The 16,851-nt window shown below is 46.2% G+C and carries 17 protein-coding genes; 9 read left to right on the top strand and 8 right to left on the bottom strand.

Going from position 1 to position 16,851, the window contains the following annotated elements; all coding sequences use genetic code 11:
* Positions 1–95: 95 nt before the first annotated feature.
* Positions 96–812 carry a TonB family protein gene (locus tag O3C43_20690; protein MDA1068911.1) on the top strand — a complete coding sequence of 239 codons (717 nt, stop codon included), beginning with the start codon at positions 96–98 and terminating at the stop codon, positions 810–812.
* Positions 813–885: 73 nt separating this feature from the next.
* Here O3C43_20690 and O3C43_20685 read toward each other — a convergent pair whose 3' ends face one another.
* The 5 genes from O3C43_20685 to O3C43_20665 form a co-directional block, all read right to left on the bottom strand.
* The gene (locus O3C43_20685) at positions 886–1,521 is read right to left on the bottom strand and encodes an RNA polymerase sigma factor (protein ID MDA1068910.1); all 636 of its coding nucleotides are present in this window, start codon (positions 1,519–1,521) and stop codon (positions 886–888) included.
* Positions 1,522–1,543: 22 nt separating this feature from the next.
* Positions 1,544–1,996: a hypothetical protein gene (locus O3C43_20680; protein ID MDA1068909.1), complete on the bottom strand. Its 453-nt coding sequence runs from the start codon at positions 1,994–1,996 to the stop codon at positions 1,544–1,546.
* Entirely contained in the window at positions 1,993–2,328 is a 336-nt protein-coding gene (locus tag O3C43_20675) for a hypothetical protein (GenBank protein ID MDA1068908.1), read from the bottom strand. Before O3C43_20675 ends, O3C43_20680 begins: the two co-directional genes overlap by 4 nt.
* 135 nt (positions 2,329–2,463) lie before the next feature.
* On the bottom strand, positions 2,464–3,462 hold the full coding sequence (locus O3C43_20670; GenBank protein ID MDA1068907.1) for an aldo/keto reductase: 999 nt from the start codon (positions 3,460–3,462) through the stop codon (positions 2,464–2,466).
* An 18-nt stretch (positions 3,463–3,480) separates the two neighbouring features.
* A complete protein-coding gene (locus O3C43_20665) occupies positions 3,481–4,935 on the bottom strand; it encodes a sulfatase (GenBank protein MDA1068906.1) in 1,455 nt (484 codons plus the stop codon).
* Positions 4,936–5,193: 258 nt separating this feature from the next.
* Between O3C43_20665 and O3C43_20660 the strand changes: the two genes are divergently transcribed.
* The 3 genes from O3C43_20660 (at position 5,194) to O3C43_20650 (ending at position 9,068) form a co-directional block, all read left to right on the top strand.
* Positions 5,194–5,733, top strand: a complete 540-nt coding sequence (locus O3C43_20660) for a GNAT family N-acetyltransferase (protein ID MDA1068905.1) — start codon at positions 5,194–5,196, stop codon at positions 5,731–5,733.
* Between the two features lie 19 nt (positions 5,734–5,752).
* Positions 5,753–7,072 (top strand): M28 family metallopeptidase, encoded by a 1,320-nt coding sequence (locus O3C43_20655; GenBank protein ID MDA1068904.1) that lies wholly within the window; start codon positions 5,753–5,755, stop codon positions 7,070–7,072.
* Positions 7,073–7,544: 472 nt separating this feature from the next.
* Positions 7,545–9,068: an arylsulfatase gene (locus O3C43_20650; protein ID MDA1068903.1), complete on the top strand. Its 1,524-nt coding sequence runs from the start codon at positions 7,545–7,547 to the stop codon at positions 9,066–9,068.
* A 41-nt stretch (positions 9,069–9,109) separates the two neighbouring features.
* Here O3C43_20650 and O3C43_20645 read toward each other — a convergent pair whose 3' ends face one another.
* The 3 genes from O3C43_20645 to O3C43_20635 all read right to left on the bottom strand — a co-directional run bounded on the left by O3C43_20645 (position 9,110) and on the right by O3C43_20635 (position 13,119).
* Positions 9,110–9,637, bottom strand: a complete 528-nt coding sequence (locus O3C43_20645; GenBank protein ID MDA1068902.1) for a CBS domain-containing protein — start codon at positions 9,635–9,637, stop codon at positions 9,110–9,112.
* A gap of 14 nt (positions 9,638–9,651) precedes the next feature.
* Complete coding sequence (locus tag O3C43_20640; protein MDA1068901.1) at positions 9,652–10,119, bottom strand: CBS domain-containing protein; 468 nt, start codon at positions 10,117–10,119, stop codon at positions 9,652–9,654.
* Positions 10,120–10,317: 198 nt separating this feature from the next.
* Positions 10,318–13,119 (bottom strand): plastocyanin/azurin family copper-binding protein, encoded by a 2,802-nt coding sequence (locus O3C43_20635; protein ID MDA1068900.1) that lies wholly within the window; start codon positions 13,117–13,119, stop codon positions 10,318–10,320.
* 229 nt (positions 13,120–13,348) lie between these two features.
* Here O3C43_20635 and O3C43_20630 point away from each other — a divergent pair, with 229 nt between their 5' ends.
* The 5 genes from O3C43_20630 to O3C43_20610 all read left to right on the top strand — a co-directional run bounded on the left by O3C43_20630 (position 13,349) and on the right by O3C43_20610 (position 16,789).
* On the top strand, positions 13,349–13,672 hold the full coding sequence (locus O3C43_20630) for a lipid-A-disaccharide synthase N-terminal domain-containing protein (protein ID MDA1068899.1): 324 nt from the start codon (positions 13,349–13,351) through the stop codon (positions 13,670–13,672).
* Positions 13,672–14,340: an NAD(P)-binding protein gene (locus O3C43_20625; protein ID MDA1068898.1), complete on the top strand. Its 669-nt coding sequence runs from the start codon at positions 13,672–13,674 to the stop codon at positions 14,338–14,340. Before O3C43_20630 ends, O3C43_20625 begins: the two co-directional genes overlap by 1 nt.
* A complete protein-coding gene (locus tag O3C43_20620; GenBank protein MDA1068897.1) occupies positions 14,301–15,014 on the top strand; it encodes a hypothetical protein in 714 nt (237 codons plus the stop codon). Before O3C43_20625 ends, O3C43_20620 begins: the two co-directional genes overlap by 40 nt.
* Positions 14,980–15,969 (top strand): hypothetical protein, encoded by a 990-nt coding sequence (locus O3C43_20615; protein ID MDA1068896.1) that lies wholly within the window; start codon positions 14,980–14,982, stop codon positions 15,967–15,969. The genes O3C43_20620 and O3C43_20615 overlap by 35 nt, the downstream gene beginning before the upstream one ends.
* 118 nt (positions 15,970–16,087) lie before the next feature.
* A complete protein-coding gene (locus tag O3C43_20610) occupies positions 16,088–16,789 on the top strand; it encodes a DUF2142 domain-containing protein (protein ID MDA1068895.1) in 702 nt (233 codons plus the stop codon).
* Positions 16,790–16,851: the final 62 nt, after the last annotated feature.

The following is a 16,851-nucleotide window of genomic DNA, read 5'->3' as shown; positions in this document are numbered from 1 at the left end:
AATACAGGCCAATTGTATGTAGTGTAATTGAACTCGATTTTAGGACAAAAACTAAAAAACGCGGCGGAACAATAATCTTCAAATGGTTAATAGTCATGAAAGCTACACTATCGATTCTGTTAGGCGTCTTATTCGTTTCACTTAAGGTGACGGCGCAAGTCGGGTTAGAGAACTATGAATCTCTCAAAATCCTCAAGATGGATTTGCCGGCTTATCCAATGAAGATGACATTTGAAGGCATTTATGACGGGCAGGCTACCATCATTATCAATGTCGATGAAACGGGCACTATTGTGGATGTGTACCAAGAATCCTTTACTCATCCTGAGTTCGGCAGGCTTGCCGATGACTCTGTGCGAAAATGGACCTTTCAACCGGCAAAGCTGAACGGCGAGCCAGTAGGCTCCATAAAGCCGCTTATTTTCAATTTTGATGATAAACGTGGAGTCTTTTCGGTGAGTATGCAGGAAGCGGCAGCCTCTTTTCTGAAATTCGACAAGTTCAGGGATTCAAAACGTTTATACGACTTCGAGGATTTAGATGAAGGCCTTAAGCCAGAAGTTATGGGACAGCCTTTCTTTCCAGAAGAATTTAAGGATCAAGGAATAGATGGAAGCGCCACTGTAATTTTCTATGTGGATGAAGCGGGTAAAACAAGAATGCCACACCTTACGGATTATTCTCATCAGAGTTTTGGTATGGCGGCTCTGCATGCGGTAGAAAATTGGAAATTCAAAGCTCCCACAGTGAAAGGGAAACCTGCTACCATACAAGTGAGGCAGATATTTGTGTTCTCGGACAAGTCTGAGTAGGCTGACTGTTCGTTGAGTCCATCAGGTGAAAAAACGCATCGTCGTATTTGAGAAACCTAATTTGCGAATCTGCTTAACTCACAGCTCGATCTTTGAAGGGCGTAGTCCTTTCTCTTTCACCCATCTTTGTTTCCAATATTCTTCGCAACTTCTTTCTGGTGCGATAGAGCCGTGTTTCTACTCCTTTGGGAGTGCATCCGAGAATGTCTGATATTTCCTTATAGGAAAGGCCTTCGTATTGATAAAGAAGCAGTGTTGTTTTGAGGTCATGGGGTAGTCTGGAAACGGACTCACGTAACAGATAAACCATATCCTGTGTCTCTGCCGTTTGATCTGGGGATGAGGACGGTTCAACTGGATCAATGTAGACGCCGAATCTGGTATCCTGGTCCCCTTCGTCAGACATGTTTAACAAAGCAACTGTGGGGTGACGCTTTTTCCATCGACCAAAGTTACGACATTGATTTGCCAGGGTGGTAAACATCCACGCTGAAAGGCGTGTATTGGGTCTAAAGCGATTTCTGTTTTTGTACACCTTTACAAACGCTTCCTGCACCAGGTCCCGTGCGTCTGTCTCATTCTGTACGTAACGCCATGCAAAACGTGTTAATGGCTTTTCCCATCGCTCGATAATTTCATTGAGAGCGGCGTCTCGACCGTTTTTAAGTTCCTCCAAGAGTTGCAGGTCGGTCTGAGTATCATACGGCATTTGATAGGGGAGCTTGGCGCGATTAGGTTTCTTCCCTCAAACTCGTCTTAAATTCGTTTAACAGATTAGCAAAACGGACTTTCTGTTCTGGGTTTAATACTTCCCTGACTTGAGTAAGAAAATTTTCGGTAGAAGAATCACGCGTTTTGTCGAGGTCTACTTTTCTCTGCAGGTAACTATAAAATGCGATAAAATCGATTTGGTTCTTTTCAATTCGTTCTTCCTCCAGTGCAGCCAGTCTGTTTTCAAGATTTTGAATTTCATTTTCGAGACGATTGATTTTGGGTTGGTGGTCTCGATGCATGGCGACCACAACTTCGAATTGTTGGTCTGAAAGTGAAAGGTATTCCTGGATCCAGCTAAGCTGGCATTCTAACGAATTGTCGTCGCAGGGTTTGAAAGAGTTAAAGTAAATGGATTGAGTCAACAAACCAGCAGTTAAACCAATAATGACGGTAACAAGTGCCTTTTTCATTTGATCGCTTCTCCTTCAGTCAGTTTAGCCTGAGAAACTACAAGATGGACGTAGTTCTGGGCCAGTTCTTCTAATTGGACACTTTTTGCTTTAGAAACCCTGATTTCTGCTGTCAGTAATCCGATTCCTATACAAGCCGCGAAGAAAACGGAAACTCCCAATGGTTGTGAAAGGGCACTGGCCAAGCCATTTAACCAATCAGGTATGTTGCTGGTTTCATTGGAATCGGCTGCGGCAATGCGTGTCCAAACTTTGTGCTTAATTTGCGGATCCATGGCTGGAACACCTTTCCATTGGTCCAGCAATCCATTCAATTCATCTTTATCGGTCATAAATTTTATCGATTTCTATATTTCGTTAACACCGAACAAGTTGTTTACCCTTCAATCATTTACCTGGAAGGACCTTAACGTGCAATAAGAATTCTGTTGGGATTCGATTCCAAAAACAGGAACTAGCCAATGGCACTATTTGGCAGGTCTTGAAAAGGGAGCGCTGTGTCTGTGGGGAGCAGGGGTTATTTTATCCTGCTTGTCCAGAATGTCCCTGGGCAGACAAACTTGGGCCCCAGCAACGGCGTCCTCCACCTGTTTTAAGCTCTTCACTCCCAGCACCACGGATGCCAGGGCCTGCTGCGCCAAGGTCCAGGCTACGGTATATTGCGAGAAAGGTACCCCGGCTTCCATTGCCAGTGCCTCGGTGGCCTCCAGTTGATCGTAGATTGTCTCATCAGGATTAGAAATCCAATTTGGGTTTTCCTGCATGCGCGAACCTTCCGGAATCGCCTGTCCACGCTTGTATTTTCCGGTCAGCAGTCCGCCCTCGAGTATTTGGTAGGGCGTAACACCAATGTTATGTTTCTCGCAAAACTCCAAATCGGTATTGAACCCTCTTTTCAGCATGCTGTAGGGAATTTGCGAGGACACAGGTTTTGGCCACCCATACTTGTCGGCGATCCAAAGCAACTCGCACAAGTCGAAGGCAAAATGATTCGATACTCCAAAGGACCTCACTTTGCCCTGGCGAACGGCCGTTTCAATAGCGCTCAGAGTTGTTTCAAGTGGAGTGTGTGCATCTGGCCAGTGGAGAATGTAAAGGTCTATGTAATCAGTCTTCAACCGTTTGAGACTGGCGTCCAGTTCGCGGCCGATAGTGGACGGAGACAGTCCCATGTCTTGTGGTCCGGGCCCAAGAGGCGCTCCTACTTTCGTAGCCAAAACGACTTTGTCTCTTCGATCGGCGAGTGCCTTTCCCAGAATTTCTTCAGCCACCCCACCAGAGGAGCCAAGATAGCGACTGTACCCTTCGTAAACATTTGCTGTATCGATAAAGTTGATGCCCAGGTCAATGGCACCATGGGTGATTTTAATGGCATCTGCTTCTTCAACGGGGGAACCGAATGTCATAGTGCCGAGGCACACAGGGGAAACGAGGAGGCCGCTTGAGCCGAGTGGTCGTAATTTCATAAGTGTCAATATCAGGAGTTAAAGTCGCGGTAGACTGAAAGGAGAAGTGGGTACCTGGCCGTTTACGGTTGCTCTCAGCTTTTCGCTTAGTTTGCGAATGGTTTGTTGGTGTTCTTCTTGAGATGCGAGGTTTTTAAATTCGTGTGGATCGTTAGCATGGTCGTAGAGTTCTGCACCTTGTTCTCCTTCATTCCATTCGGTGTAGCGCCAGCGATCGGTTCGAATAGTTGCTCCCATAACGGGTAATCCATCGCCTGGTCGCAGGACTTGTGTGAAGGCGTCACCTTTCCACTTCCTGGCTGGGTTCTTGAGCAATGGAACCAGGCTTTTACCTTCGATTTCTTTGGGAGATTCAAGTCCGCAAAGCTCGGCGATAGTCGGGTAAATATCCACAAACTCAACAATCTGCTCGCTGGCCTTTCCGTTTCCTTTTTGACCTGGAGCATAAATGATCAGAGGAGCAGAAGCGGATTCTTCAAATAAACAGCGTTTCTGCCAGATGCCGTTGTGTTCACCAAGATGATAGCCGTGGTCACTCCAGAAAGCTATAACGGTGTTTTCCGCCAGTCCCAAGTCTTCCAGGGCATCCAGTAAACGGCCCACTTGTGCATCCACAAAACTGACACTCGCATAATAGGCCTGTTTTGCTCTGAGAACATCCTCAACAGCCAGATTGTAATTGGGAACCGGGTTGTTGTGGGCAAATGCCACCTTCGGGATGTCTGCTCGATCATCTTCCGGTGCATAGGGCATCTTGATTGTTTCAATAGGGTAGAGGTCCCAATATTTTTTTGGAGCGACATAGGGTGTGTGTGGGCGAAAGAATCCGGCGGCTAAAAAGAACGGGCGATCTTTGTTCTCCTTCATCAGTTTAATGGCTTCGGTCGCAATCATACCGTCGGTTTGTTCTTCGTCGGTTCCTTCGGCTGCCAACCAACTGAGAGCCGCGCTGATTTGTCGATGCGGCTCGAGGTTAGTGATGAGATGTTCTTCATCCTTGTCGCGACCCTTTGGATTTACCACCTGGTTCCAGGAAGCTGGATCGTCGAGTCCGTTGGTGCCAATCTGCGCGGGTACACCGTAGTGATATATTTTTCCAACGCGCATCGCCTTGTAACCTTCGGTCTGAAACAATTGAGGAAGGGTGACAGCATCAGGAACGGCATCTCTGAAATGGACTTCTAGATCGTACACCTTGATGGTGTCTGGACGAAGACCTGTCATCAGGGAAGCACGAGTAGGATTGCAAAGCGGTAGTTGGCAGTAGGCGTTGTCAAACCGAACTCCCATTTCGGAAAGGCGATCCAGGTTGGGTGTAACCGCCACAGGGTCGCCATAACAACCAATCGCACTGGTCAGATCGTCCGAGGCGATAAAGAGGACGTTGAGCTTATCAGGCTTTTTTGAAATTCCAGCGGTTATCGAAGTAAGGATAAAGCACAGTGGAAGGATAAGTCTGATTAATTTAAACATAGATGGCCGATTAATTTGCTGAGTTAGCGGGAATTGAGGCCATGTTTCAAGACTAGCTCCTCTCCTTCAAGGGTATATCAAGTTTTCTGTTCAATTTTTAGCAGAGCGAACTCTAAAAATCTCTGAGATCAGTTGCCATCCTTCTCGGTTGTCACATGCTCTGGATTTGCCTTGATGTCTCCAATCGGATTTATCCGATCGACGGAGAAGCTTATGTATTTTTAGGCAATTTCAATTAAGTCACTTTTCTTTGAAAGTATGAACATAACGCTAGTTAACGAACGAGACATAGGCCCGGAGCTGGATAAGAAGATAAAAGACAGCCTGTGTTTGTGTTTTCCGGATGACCGGGTGGCCTTTTCACTATCTCGCGGGTGGCACAATTCCTTTCCCGCATGGAGTTTATATTCAGAGGAGAGTAACCGCATCATTTCCCATGTCGGTGTAATCGATAGAAATATTCGGATCGGAGACCAGATGGTCCGTGTTGCTGGCATGCAGAATATATTTGTGTTGCCCGAGTTCAGAGGAAAGGGACTCTGCGACGCACTCATGAAAGAGGTTACAAAGAGGGCAGGTGAATTGGGTTATGATTATGGCCTTCTGTTTTGCATCCCTGTAATTGAAAAAGTTTATGAACAGTGCGGCTGGGCCAATTTGCCGAATAAGCGTATTATTCATGTTGATGTATCCGGAAAAGAATGCGTACTTCCGGACAAGAACATTGCCATGTATTATCCTCTGACAAGAATTACGTTTCCTACCGGGGATATTCATCTTCAAGGTAACGATTGGTGAGGGCGATTAGTTGGATTCAATGCATATAGAAAACCAGATTCGTATTTCTCCTGATGCTGTTGAAAGACACATCAAAATGTTGTCTGAAAGTATAGGTGTTCGTCTGGCAGGTTCAACGGGAGAGAAACGTGCCGAAAGCTATATCGCAGCCGAATTGAATGACTATGGTGCCCAAATACTGATTGAAGAGTTTCCTATTCAAGAGCGAGCTGTAGAAAAAGAGACACTCCTTGTTGAGCTGGCCGGGAAGTGGCATTCCTTCTCGTGCTCTCTGTTGGGGAATGCCTTGGGCACCGATGGTAAAACAATTGAGGTGCCGATTGTGTTCTTTTCCTCACAGACCGACTACCAGCGAAAAGATCTCTCCTTTCTCACGGGGAAAGCGGTGGTACACCTGGGAAGCCACATTGAGAAATCCGGAAATTATAAACGTTTGTTTGATGCGAAGCCGGCGTTTGTTCTGTTCGTAGATGTCCGTTTCCCTGGCACGGTAGCAACGTCGGACGGCATGTTCCCAGCATACATCCACAAGCACGGGGCGATGACCATTGCCAGTGTTGCATTTTTGGACGCGTGGAGGTGGAGACAGGAGGATGCAAGTGCGGCAAAACTTTGTGTTCAGGGAGAAATGCGAAGGAGCTCATCTTCAAATATCATCGCGGAGTTGCCTGGATCGGACCCGAACTCTGAAATACTTTTTGTCGGCGCCCATCATGATACCCAGGCGAATTCAGTTGGTGCGGACGATAACGCCACAGGAGTTGCTGCCATGTTGGCGATAACCCAGGCACTGGCAAAACTGCCGCGCAAGCGTACAATTCGTTTGATCAGCTTTGGCGCAGAAGAACAGCTATCCGTCGGCAGTTCATTTTATGTGAGACAGAGGCGGAAGGAATTGAAAGAGCGAGGAGGTTTCATGTTCAATTTCGATTCTTTTGGCTCCTTAATGGGCTGGTCGGAACTCACCTGCTGCGGCTCTAAGGAAATGGGTGACTATTTAAATCGATTCTTCATGGATCAGGATGAATACCTTGCTGTTAAGCACGAAATCGTTCCCTACACCGACCAATTCCCTTTTGCTGCAGCTGGTATTCCGGGAGTCTATCTTGGCCGTTCAAATTGTACCTCGGGTCGCTTCTTTCACCATCGCCCGGACGACACGCTGGCTCGTGTCAGCATTCCGCTATGTGCTAAACTCATCCAGGCTGCATGCCTGAGTATAAACACATTGGCGAATGTCGAAGTAATGCCGTTCCAGCCAACTGTCCCGGAAGAGTCGAAGGAAGAAATCGATAAGTTGTGGCAGGAAATCTTTGGTGGCTGGGAAGGGTTTATTTAGCTTGCATTTACGAAACCGTATTCACGGCTCCAATGAAAACCGAGACCTCAAGCGAACTGTCCAGTTACTCCTTCAAGGGGATCAAAACAACCATGATTCTGTTAATAAAAAGACAGAATCATGAATGACAAAATCATTGGGGTGGATTTTTGATTCGCCGCAAAATGGGGTATAAAGATTAGGTTCGGAAGCCTGTGCAGCATTTTGCTGCACGTCTTTCCGGTCTTGAGCGCAAAGTGTAAGAACGTTTTCTTCAGTCTTCCAACGTGTCTCGCCAGAGCCCTTGAACAGCGGCGGACGTTGAAAGCGACGGATGGAGCCCGCGATTCGTGAATCCCGGATTCCCGACTAAAGTCGGTCCTACATTTGTTTTCGATGAAAACAACCCCGTAGAAAGAAACTAGGCTCTTTCATCTTAGTGACAAAACATGGACCTTTATTTTTTCAAAACCTTGCTTCAGACTTCGTCCTCATGAAGCACTTCTATTCTTCTTTCCTCTTTGGCTTAGTAATTCTTCTGAGTCTCGCCCAGATGCTTGTGGCCCGGTCCCCCAACATCGTCTTTATCGTTGCAGATGATCTGGGCTATGGTGATCTGGGTTGTTACGGGCAGGAAAAGATCCGAACTCCTAACGTGGACCGAATTGCGGCAGAGGGGATGAAGTTCATTTCGCACTATGCGGGAACTGCAGTTTGCGCCCCTTCGCGGTGCGTGCTGATGACGGGAAAAGATCCGGGTCACGCCTACGTGCGAAACAACCGCGGAATGGGGCAGGGGAATGTCATCGGCAGGCCCGAAGTCGAGGGTCAGTTTCCGATTCCGGACGAAGAGGTGACGATTCCGGAGGTGCTGCAAACGTCAGGATACGTGACCGGTGGATTTGGAAAATGGGGACTTGGCGGGCCCGACTCAACTGGGGCTCCTTTAAGGCAGGGTTTTAATCGCTGGTTTGGTTACAATTGTCAGAGCGTCGCGCATAATTTTTATCCGACCTACCTTTGGGACGACGACAAGACCATCGAGCTCGATAATACGCCATTTTCTGCCCACGACACCTTTCGTCCGGATGAAGATCCCAACAATCCGGCGAGTTACAAACGTTTCGAGGGCAATGAGTATTCAGCGGATCTGATTGCCGAAGAGGCGCTGAATTTTATCCGGGATAACAAAGACAAACCCTTCTTTCTCTACTGGCCAACCACGGTGCCGCATTTGGCGTTGCAGGTCCCGGAAGACTCGCTGCAGGAATATATCGGTGAGTGGGAGGATCCTCCCTACAGGGGTGGAAAAGGTTACATTCCTCACTTCAAACCCCGGGCTGCCTATGCAGCTATGATCACCCGCATGGATAGGGACATCGGCCGGGCCATAGATTTGGTGGAAGAACTCGGCCTCGATGAAGACACGATCTTTGTTTTCACCAGCGACAATGGTCCAACTCATGGTACTCATGAGGGGTTGGCAGGCACAGATAGTATTTTCTTCAACTCCCATGGAGGACTACGCGATGGCAAAGGAACGCTTTACGAAGGTGGCATTCGCGTGCCTTGTGTCGTACGCTGGAAAGGACATATTTCTGCCGGAACTGTTTCGGAAAGGGTAACGGGTTTTGAGGACTGGATGCCTACATTGGCAGATTTGGCAGGGAATGGGAAGGTGCCTGGAGGAATCGATGGAATCAGTTTCGCACCAACGCTTTTGGGAGAGACCCAATTGGAACGACATTATTTATATCGTGAATTTCCCGCTTATGAAGGCCAACAGTCCATCCGCGTCGGCGATTGGAAGGCGGTGCGCCAGAAACTGATGCCGCGAGGAAAAGCGGTGCCGGTTGTAAAGACGGAACTCTACAACCTGAAGGACGATCTTGCCGAAATTCGCGATGTGTCAGCTCAGCATCCGAAGATTGTGGCTGCGTTAGAGTTACTCATGCGGGACCACCGTACGGTAAGTAAAGAATTTCCCTTTCCGATTTTGGATGGCACGGTCCAATAAATTCAGTTCTGTTATATTATTCTTCTAAACGAGAAGCACAATCAGTGTTTCATCGGAATCAGGTCCGGGTACCATTCGCTCAGAAAGCTTAGGATGTCTCGTATTGATATGATGCCGACAAGTTGCCCTTTGGACGTGACGGGGAGGTGGCGAAAATGGCCAACCGACATTCGATTGAGCGCAAAAGCAATGGGAGTATTAATATCCAGCTGCTCAGGATCAATCGTCATATACCTGGTTACTGGTTGGTCCGCTGATTCTTCGTACTTCTCTCCTACACGAATAAGCACATCACGCTCACTAAATACTCCGACTATCTTGTCTGCCGTTCCTATGAGAACGCAACCGATGTGTTTCCCTCGAAGGAGGTTTACTGCCTCGGCCACGGTTGTCGTGGGGGGGATGATTATCGGCGTCTTTGGGTTAAGCGTCGATAGTGCATTCTCCATGATGCTTTTTCCAACATCTGAAACGGAAAGCGGAGCTTCGTGACTGGTCAGATCCTGTGAGCAGTTTTCGCAGCTGTCGGCACCGGTGATATTGCTGAAATGACAATAGGGACAAATCATAACTTCTTCTTAATTTACCCTCCTCCTTGGCTTGATGGGAAATGATGGGGTGCTGGAGGTAGATTGTAAACTGCGGTAGGATGATAATCTGCAAGAAAATGGACGACGGTTCTCACGGAGATCATTCCAACCGGAAGACCACCAGCATTGATTATGGGTAGATGCCGAATTCCGCAATTTTGCATTCGCGTAAGTACTTTATGAATTGGTTCATCAGCGTTTGCTACTGTTGGGTTAGGGGTCATGAATTCTGTGATTGGAAGATCGAATGCACCTTCTTTTCCAATGACCTTAGTTAATAAGTCACGCTCAGTGAATATACCTGAAAGTTTTACTCCGTTCACGACGAGCAGACAGCCGGTTGTTTCTTGACGCATGCGATTAACGGCTTCGCGGACCGAAGATGTCTCTTGGACAGCAACCGGTTTTCTATGGCCAACATTGGCTACAGTCTCCTGTTCTAATGCTTTACGTAGTTCCATAGGTTACGACGGCGATTGGAAGTATATGCAACGCGTGGGAATCATCAAGCATTTCATAATTGAGCTTCGCTAAGATCTCAATCTTTTTCTTTAGACCGGATTCACATAGGGCAATTTTCAACCTGCCATGGACAAAATAACTCAAAATATTTTAGAGTTTGAATCATCAATCAGGTGAGAAAGGCTTGGGCGATTATCTCATTCTTTGGTAACTCTAAATGCCCCGTTCATCGTCAACCAATGGCCAGGGAAGGTACAGACGAAGTGGTGATCGCCGGGTTCTTTAGGAGCCTGGAAATGGAGAGTGTGTTTGCCACCAGGCTGAACGATGAAGGTGTTGGCAATGACCTCAGGGACTTCGGGTGTGTAGTGTTTATCAGCAGCTTTCGGGTCGTTTAGCATCGAGAAAGATAGATCACCCACTTTCTTTAGATTTCCCTCGGTAACAAAAACAACGTTGTGAGGCATGATATCCGGATTTTCGAAAATCAGTTTGATAGCTTCTCCCGCAGTGGCTTCGATCAGGTTTAAATCGAATTGTAAAGTGTTGCCTGCTTTAAGGACGATGGTTCTTTCGCCTTCTATGAATGATCCTGATTCCGTTACAATGCTGGAGCTTGTGGGATTGTCGATGCGCAGATGAATGGTTGAGTGTTTGTGTTCTACCGCTGTGATAATTCCTGGAGCGTCAAAATGCTTTCCTAGTTGAAGGATCGATGGAAACAAATCGGTTTTGAATGTTTTCCCATCGCTTTCGGCCCCATGCATACGAATGTGCATTTGCATTACTGGCTCGATATCGGGCATCTCGAGGAAAAGCGATTTTCCCGAATTGAGAAGTACAACTGAGCGGACCTTTACAGGATCGTGACCCAAAGAGTCTGGTGTTCGATGAGAGAATTCTGGCGAACCGTAACGCTTGGCGTACTCATAATCCCATTGCTGAACAAAGAAATTGTTTGGATCGGTAGAGATAGACTTATCCAACAGGATAGTAAAATCAATGCGTATACCATTGGAATGAACCTGAAACCCAATCGGCTTGCGAAAGGGTTGTCCTGTATAACGGACGCGTTGAAGACAACCATCTGTAACCGAGTAATCCCCCCAACCATCCATGCCTACCGTATAAAGTTGTCCATCCTTGGGGGAGAACGCACCTCGCATTATGCCACTTGAAAAATCGCCATCCAGCGGAACTGTGGCACCCTGAGGAACGGAAGTGGAATCGTCTCTCAAGACAAGGTAGTGAGTGGAGTATCCATAAGATAGTCCAATAGTGTGATTATTGAGAGGTCCCCATTGTTCGCTTGTCGCCGCAATAAATCCTCCAGTAGAATTATCAATTCCTCGCGGAATGAAGCAGAGTGGGGCAGCGATTGTGGAAACGGGACCGTCTCCGGGGTGTCCGTAGAATTCTCCCTGTTGGACCTCGATGACCATGGAAGCAGGTGTATCCGTGCCTTCTTGGGGTCCAACCAATACGCGGCCTTGAGCATCGATACCGACGCCCATGCAGTTGCGGACACCGTAAGCGAAAAGGTCGGTCTTCCGATCGGATCCTGTGCGATAAACATCTTTCCAGTTAACAAAGTAAAAGGCCCCGTCCTGTGCTCGAACGAGTCCAAACGAATGGCTATGGCTTTTATCTCGTCCGTCAAAGTCGTTAGCCCAGTTTTCGTAAAAATCTGCTTCGCCGTCACGGTTTAGATCAAGGAGTCGGGTGATTTGACCACGTTCCATTACGAATACGCCATCGTCATCGATGTGGATACCCATGGGTTGATTGAGACCGGTAGCGAAACGTTTCCAGGTAACTTTTCGGAGAGATTCATCAAGTCCGGTGACCTTCCATACCTCCCCTGTCAGTGAACTGACCAATGCGGAGCCATCTTTCAGGAACGCGATCCCGGAGAGTTGCATGACGCTTTTAAACGGGTTATCGAAAGGGACCGGAATGGTATCCAAAACATAGGCACCATTATTATTCTTAGCCGCAAGGGAACCTTTTAAGGTTATGCTTTGAGGCCATTGAATGTTACCTCCATTTAGAAATTCTGATAATGGTGCATCCGCAGCATCGTTCGCATGAGTATCTTTGACGAATCCAGTATTGCCGATGGCGATACCGATGCGCGATTCTGGTGGAAGTTTTGGAAGATCCAACCAATAGATACCATTCTCAATGTTTACAGCGACTTTTTTGAAATGAGTAACAACTACTTTATTCTTCGGTATTGTTCCTAACCGATGACGGCCTCCCGAAAACCCATCAGGGAAGTGTAGTGTCCGAAGTAGAATCGGTTTTCCATTTTGCATTGTCGACCAAGGAGAATCCAGAACTTGCTTTCCGTTTACTTCATAAGAGAAAATTATTCGATCCTCGAATCGATAGTAACCGTGGTAGGTATAGTTCGCCTCTTTTGATTCAACGGTCCATGCCAGTGATGGATCGTTATCGGTAAACCACATATCTCCGTCCGGAAGGGCATTTCGTGAGGTTCCCCATCTCCAGGGATCAAAATTAATAAAACCGCCTTCCCAAACGCAGCGATAGCTAAGCGAAAGTGGGTCAAAGCTAATTCCCATGCTTCCTGCTTCACCTAAATGGGCGGAAACCCCTTTTCCAAAATTGAGTTGTTCGTAGCGAACAGATTGTCTCCAAACAGGACCCATTTCGATATTGTTCCAGCGACCGTCTTCTCCGTCATTCTCGCTATGTAGACCCCAGTGGCCATGAAGCCCTGCATCAAGCCCTGGAAATGCTGGCAGTATTTCGGGAAAGGATTCCTGCTTCATATAATAGTCCGCCTGTCGCTGATAAAAATCATAGACCCGGCCTTCGTTGACTTCTGCATCCGTGAACGCATGGACGTCTCTATTTCCTTCTATTTCAATGTAGGAATGTTTTTCAGGCGAGGCAAGGTTGAGTGGTTCTTGTGCATACGTCCTGCCCAATGAAAGAAGCATGAAAAAGATTAAGGGTGTTTTAGGAGACATAAATTAAGTTGGCAGCAATTGTGGACTTATTTGTGTCCCAAAGATCGAAGATGCGCAATTTGAATACATGAATAGCATCAAGAGTCATTGTGATAGTCCACTAATTCAGAAGTCCTATTTCAATAGTTAAACGGACATTTTTCTTTTCTGACTCTGGCGATTTATTTCTTGGTTCAATATTAAAGTATTTACCTTCTCCTCTTCACTTGAAACGTTTGAAGACGTATCTATGAATTCTTTGATAAGCACTTTTGAAAACTTCTCTTTATGGCACGTGGTTGGGTTTGTAGGAATTGGCTGTTTTATAATGCGCTGGGCGATACAAATCTGGTTTTCCAAAAAAATGGGTGTTTCGACTTTCCCTATTCACTTCTGGTATTTCAGCATAACAGGCAGTCTCCTTTTAATCGTGTATTTCTATTTTGGTAATCGGGATATTATCGGGATTCTGGCGAATTTTTTCGCCCTCGTGATTTCGATCTTTAATCTCAGTTTAAGAATTCGTGAGTCGGACAGCAATGGTGCATCCACATCCAAAATAAACATCAACTGATGGGGCAGGAAATCACTATTCTTGGAGGAGGACCTGCCGAACTCGCATTGTCGCATTACGCGCGGGAGGCGGGAATTGGTTACAAATTATTCGAAGCGAATAATCGGGTTGGAGGAAATGCGATCACGTTTCGATCAGGTGATTTTTCCTATGACTCAGGTGCGCATCGCTTTCATGACAAAGATAGCGAAATTACTTCCGATATTCTGAATCTAATGCAAAACCGTATTCAGAAGATAAATGCTCTAAGCCAGATTTATTCCAATGGGAAGTTTATCGATTTTCCGCTTTCACCTTTTAATTTGGCCTCGAGGATGGGTTTTATTGAAGTACTGCGGGCTTTTATATCTTTTGTTCACGGGCGATTGTTTCAAAATACGAAAGACGGTTCTTTTGAGAGTATGAGCCGGAGTAAATATGGTGCCTATCTTGCTGATCGGTTTTTATTAAATTATTCAAAAAAATTGTGGGGCATAGACCCTAACCAACTTTCACCTAAAGCGGCGGGAAATCGTCTCAAGGGTCTCGATCTTAAAACATTCCTGTTGGAAGCTATAGGAGGATCCAAAACAAAAACGACTCACCTGGACGGTGTCTTTTATTATCCCACAAACGGCTATGGTAACCGATGGATGCATTGGCGGGTAACGACCTCGGGAAAAGCATAGAAACCGCGTCAGCTATCACCGCCATTAAACATCGGAACGGGAGTATTCGTTCTATCCAAATAAATAACGATACCTGGATTGAAGTTGACGAGGTATTCAGCACTTTGCCTTTGGGCTTACTCGTTCGTTTACTTTCACCCGCCTTACCTGAGCATATTCTCGGTTTGAGTCGGAAAATCAAATTTCGAAATCTGATTCTGGTGGCACTTTTTATCGACAAAAAGAGTCTTTCTGAAAATGCCTCCATCTACTTTCCTGATCCTGATATCCCCTTCACTCGTGGATATGAGCCAAAGAATCGATGTTCTGCCATGGCACCGGAGGACAAAACGTCCCTGGTTGTTGAGATACCCTGTTATGAGGACGACGACGTATGGTGTGAAGAAGAAGCTACTTTGGCTACAACGGTTATTCGCAAACTAACCGAATCCGGATTATTTGAAGAAAACGATGTATCTGATTATAAAGTACGACGTATGTTCAATGCTTACCCGGTTTTAAGTCAGGAATCGACAATCTATAACAGGGAGATAATCAATTACCTGGGAAGTTTCAAGAATCTGGTTATCCTGGGACGAAATGGTCGTTTTGAGTATACGCACACGCATGATTTAATGCGTGATGCAAAAATGACTATTCGTGATTACAAAAGCAGATATGAAAGCATTGTTTAAGAGTCCGGCGCGTTTCCTTATTGCCGTTTTTATATTACAATTGATTTTTTCCTATGCAGGAATAGCTTGGGTTTATAAGACCGCTTTCCTGTTTGGTGAGGTGACGCATGAGGACGGAGAACAAACGTTTTTGGGATCCATGTTAAATTTGTCCCATTTTCTACGGGAAGTTCCCATAGCGATTTTAATGTGCCTGGGCAGTGTGGGTGGCTTTTTATTCCTTGGTACAAAGAATCGAGAGCCGGTTTTTCGGAAACCTGGCGTTGGAAAAATTAGGATACTCTGGATTGTAACAGCAACTGTGCCAATTCTTGCAATTTTTCTATGCACAATAGAAAACGGACCTTTGTCTGTTTGGTACGAACTGGCCCAATACAAAACTCGTGGCGATACGCTCGTGTACGGAAGTCATTGGTACAACCATTTGTTGCATTCGCTTTTCATCCCCTTTGAATGCCTGGTAATCTGCTCATTCTTCAGGATCGTCAGGGAGGAGGTTAGAGGTGATTGCCCCAGTGCGGGCTCAAGATACTTGTTCGCATGGTTGGTATTGTTCTTTTGTCTTTCAGCCGTGTTAGGTTTCAGAATTGTTTGGGCCATGGATCCACTTTATCTCGCTCACCAGCTGCGCGAAATTGGAACACATGGCACTTTGAGTGTGCCGTTGATCCTGGGACTTTGTTTTTATCTGGAAAGTAAAAGTTCGGCTGGAAATTCGACCGAATCCAAACCGTCCCAAAAAAGTTTTATCCCCATACTCCTACTTTCTCTTTTGATAACTTTGATTATCCCCCTTTATATTGTATTGGCCTTGCGGAATGTTGAAATTCTGGAGCTCGCCCAAAAGGAAGCAGGCTATCTGGAACTATTTTTCTCTCACAATTTTGAGCATTTAATTGATTACGTTTTTATGGGCCTTCTCGGCTCCGCCTTATACCTTACAGCTATTAAGTAATGTCCAAAAAACTACCTTCCCAAAGTATCTACCGAGTCAAAAGTTTAACTATTTTAGGCGATGACTAAACGCTTAGGATAGCCATTTAGATGTAGTGAAGGATTCAAATAATGTTCACATGGGTCTCTGGCTCTTATTGGCATGTTGCCTGTTGAAGTTTGTCTTTATTGCTGTGTTTGTGATCCCTCCCTGGGACGTGGCTGATGAGGTAGGCCACTTGGCATTTATTAAGCACCTGGCAACCGGAAATGGCATCCCGGTACTGATGGAGACAAAGGTGGACGAAGGCATGTGGAATGCTATCGCAGGGAATACAGAATTACCGCCAGGGCATAACTGGATCGCACAACATCCCCCTTTGTATTATCTGATTATGATTCCGTCTTATTGGGTGGGTGATTTCCTTGGTGATAGTGTGGAATATCCCTTATTTGCGGGACGTGTATGTAACGGATTCATGATGGTTCTGGCTCTTTTCATTCTTTATCGAATGATCAAACTTTACTCTGACAACGATCTGCTCGCTTTATCGATTGTGGCAATGGTGGCCTCCATACCCATGGTTAGCCAGACGGCAGCTGGTGTCACTAACGACAGCCTGGTTCTATTGTTGTCCGTAGTTTTAACATGGCGTTGGATGTGCTTTTATAGGACACTATCTAAACGGGATTTGATCCTTGTTGGATTGATCCTTGGCCTCTGTGGAATAACCAAATACACGTTACTTCCAGGAATAGCTGCGGTTTCCGCTTTTGTTGTGCTTTACCTCATTCAGCAAAAGCAAGCTTCCACAAAATTAGTGGTGATGTTTCTATGTTGAACAAAGCCGCTTTGCGGCAGTGAAGGTTTAAAACTGTGTGAGTTATAGGCATAGCATATGGG

The sequence above is a fragment of the Verrucomicrobiota bacterium genome (assembly GCA_027622555.1).
Lineage (GTDB): Bacteria > Verrucomicrobiota > Verrucomicrobiia > Opitutales > UBA2995 > UBA2995.
The sequence above is the reverse complement of the archived record's forward strand: the minus strand, read 5'-3'. Positions and strand labels throughout refer to the sequence as shown.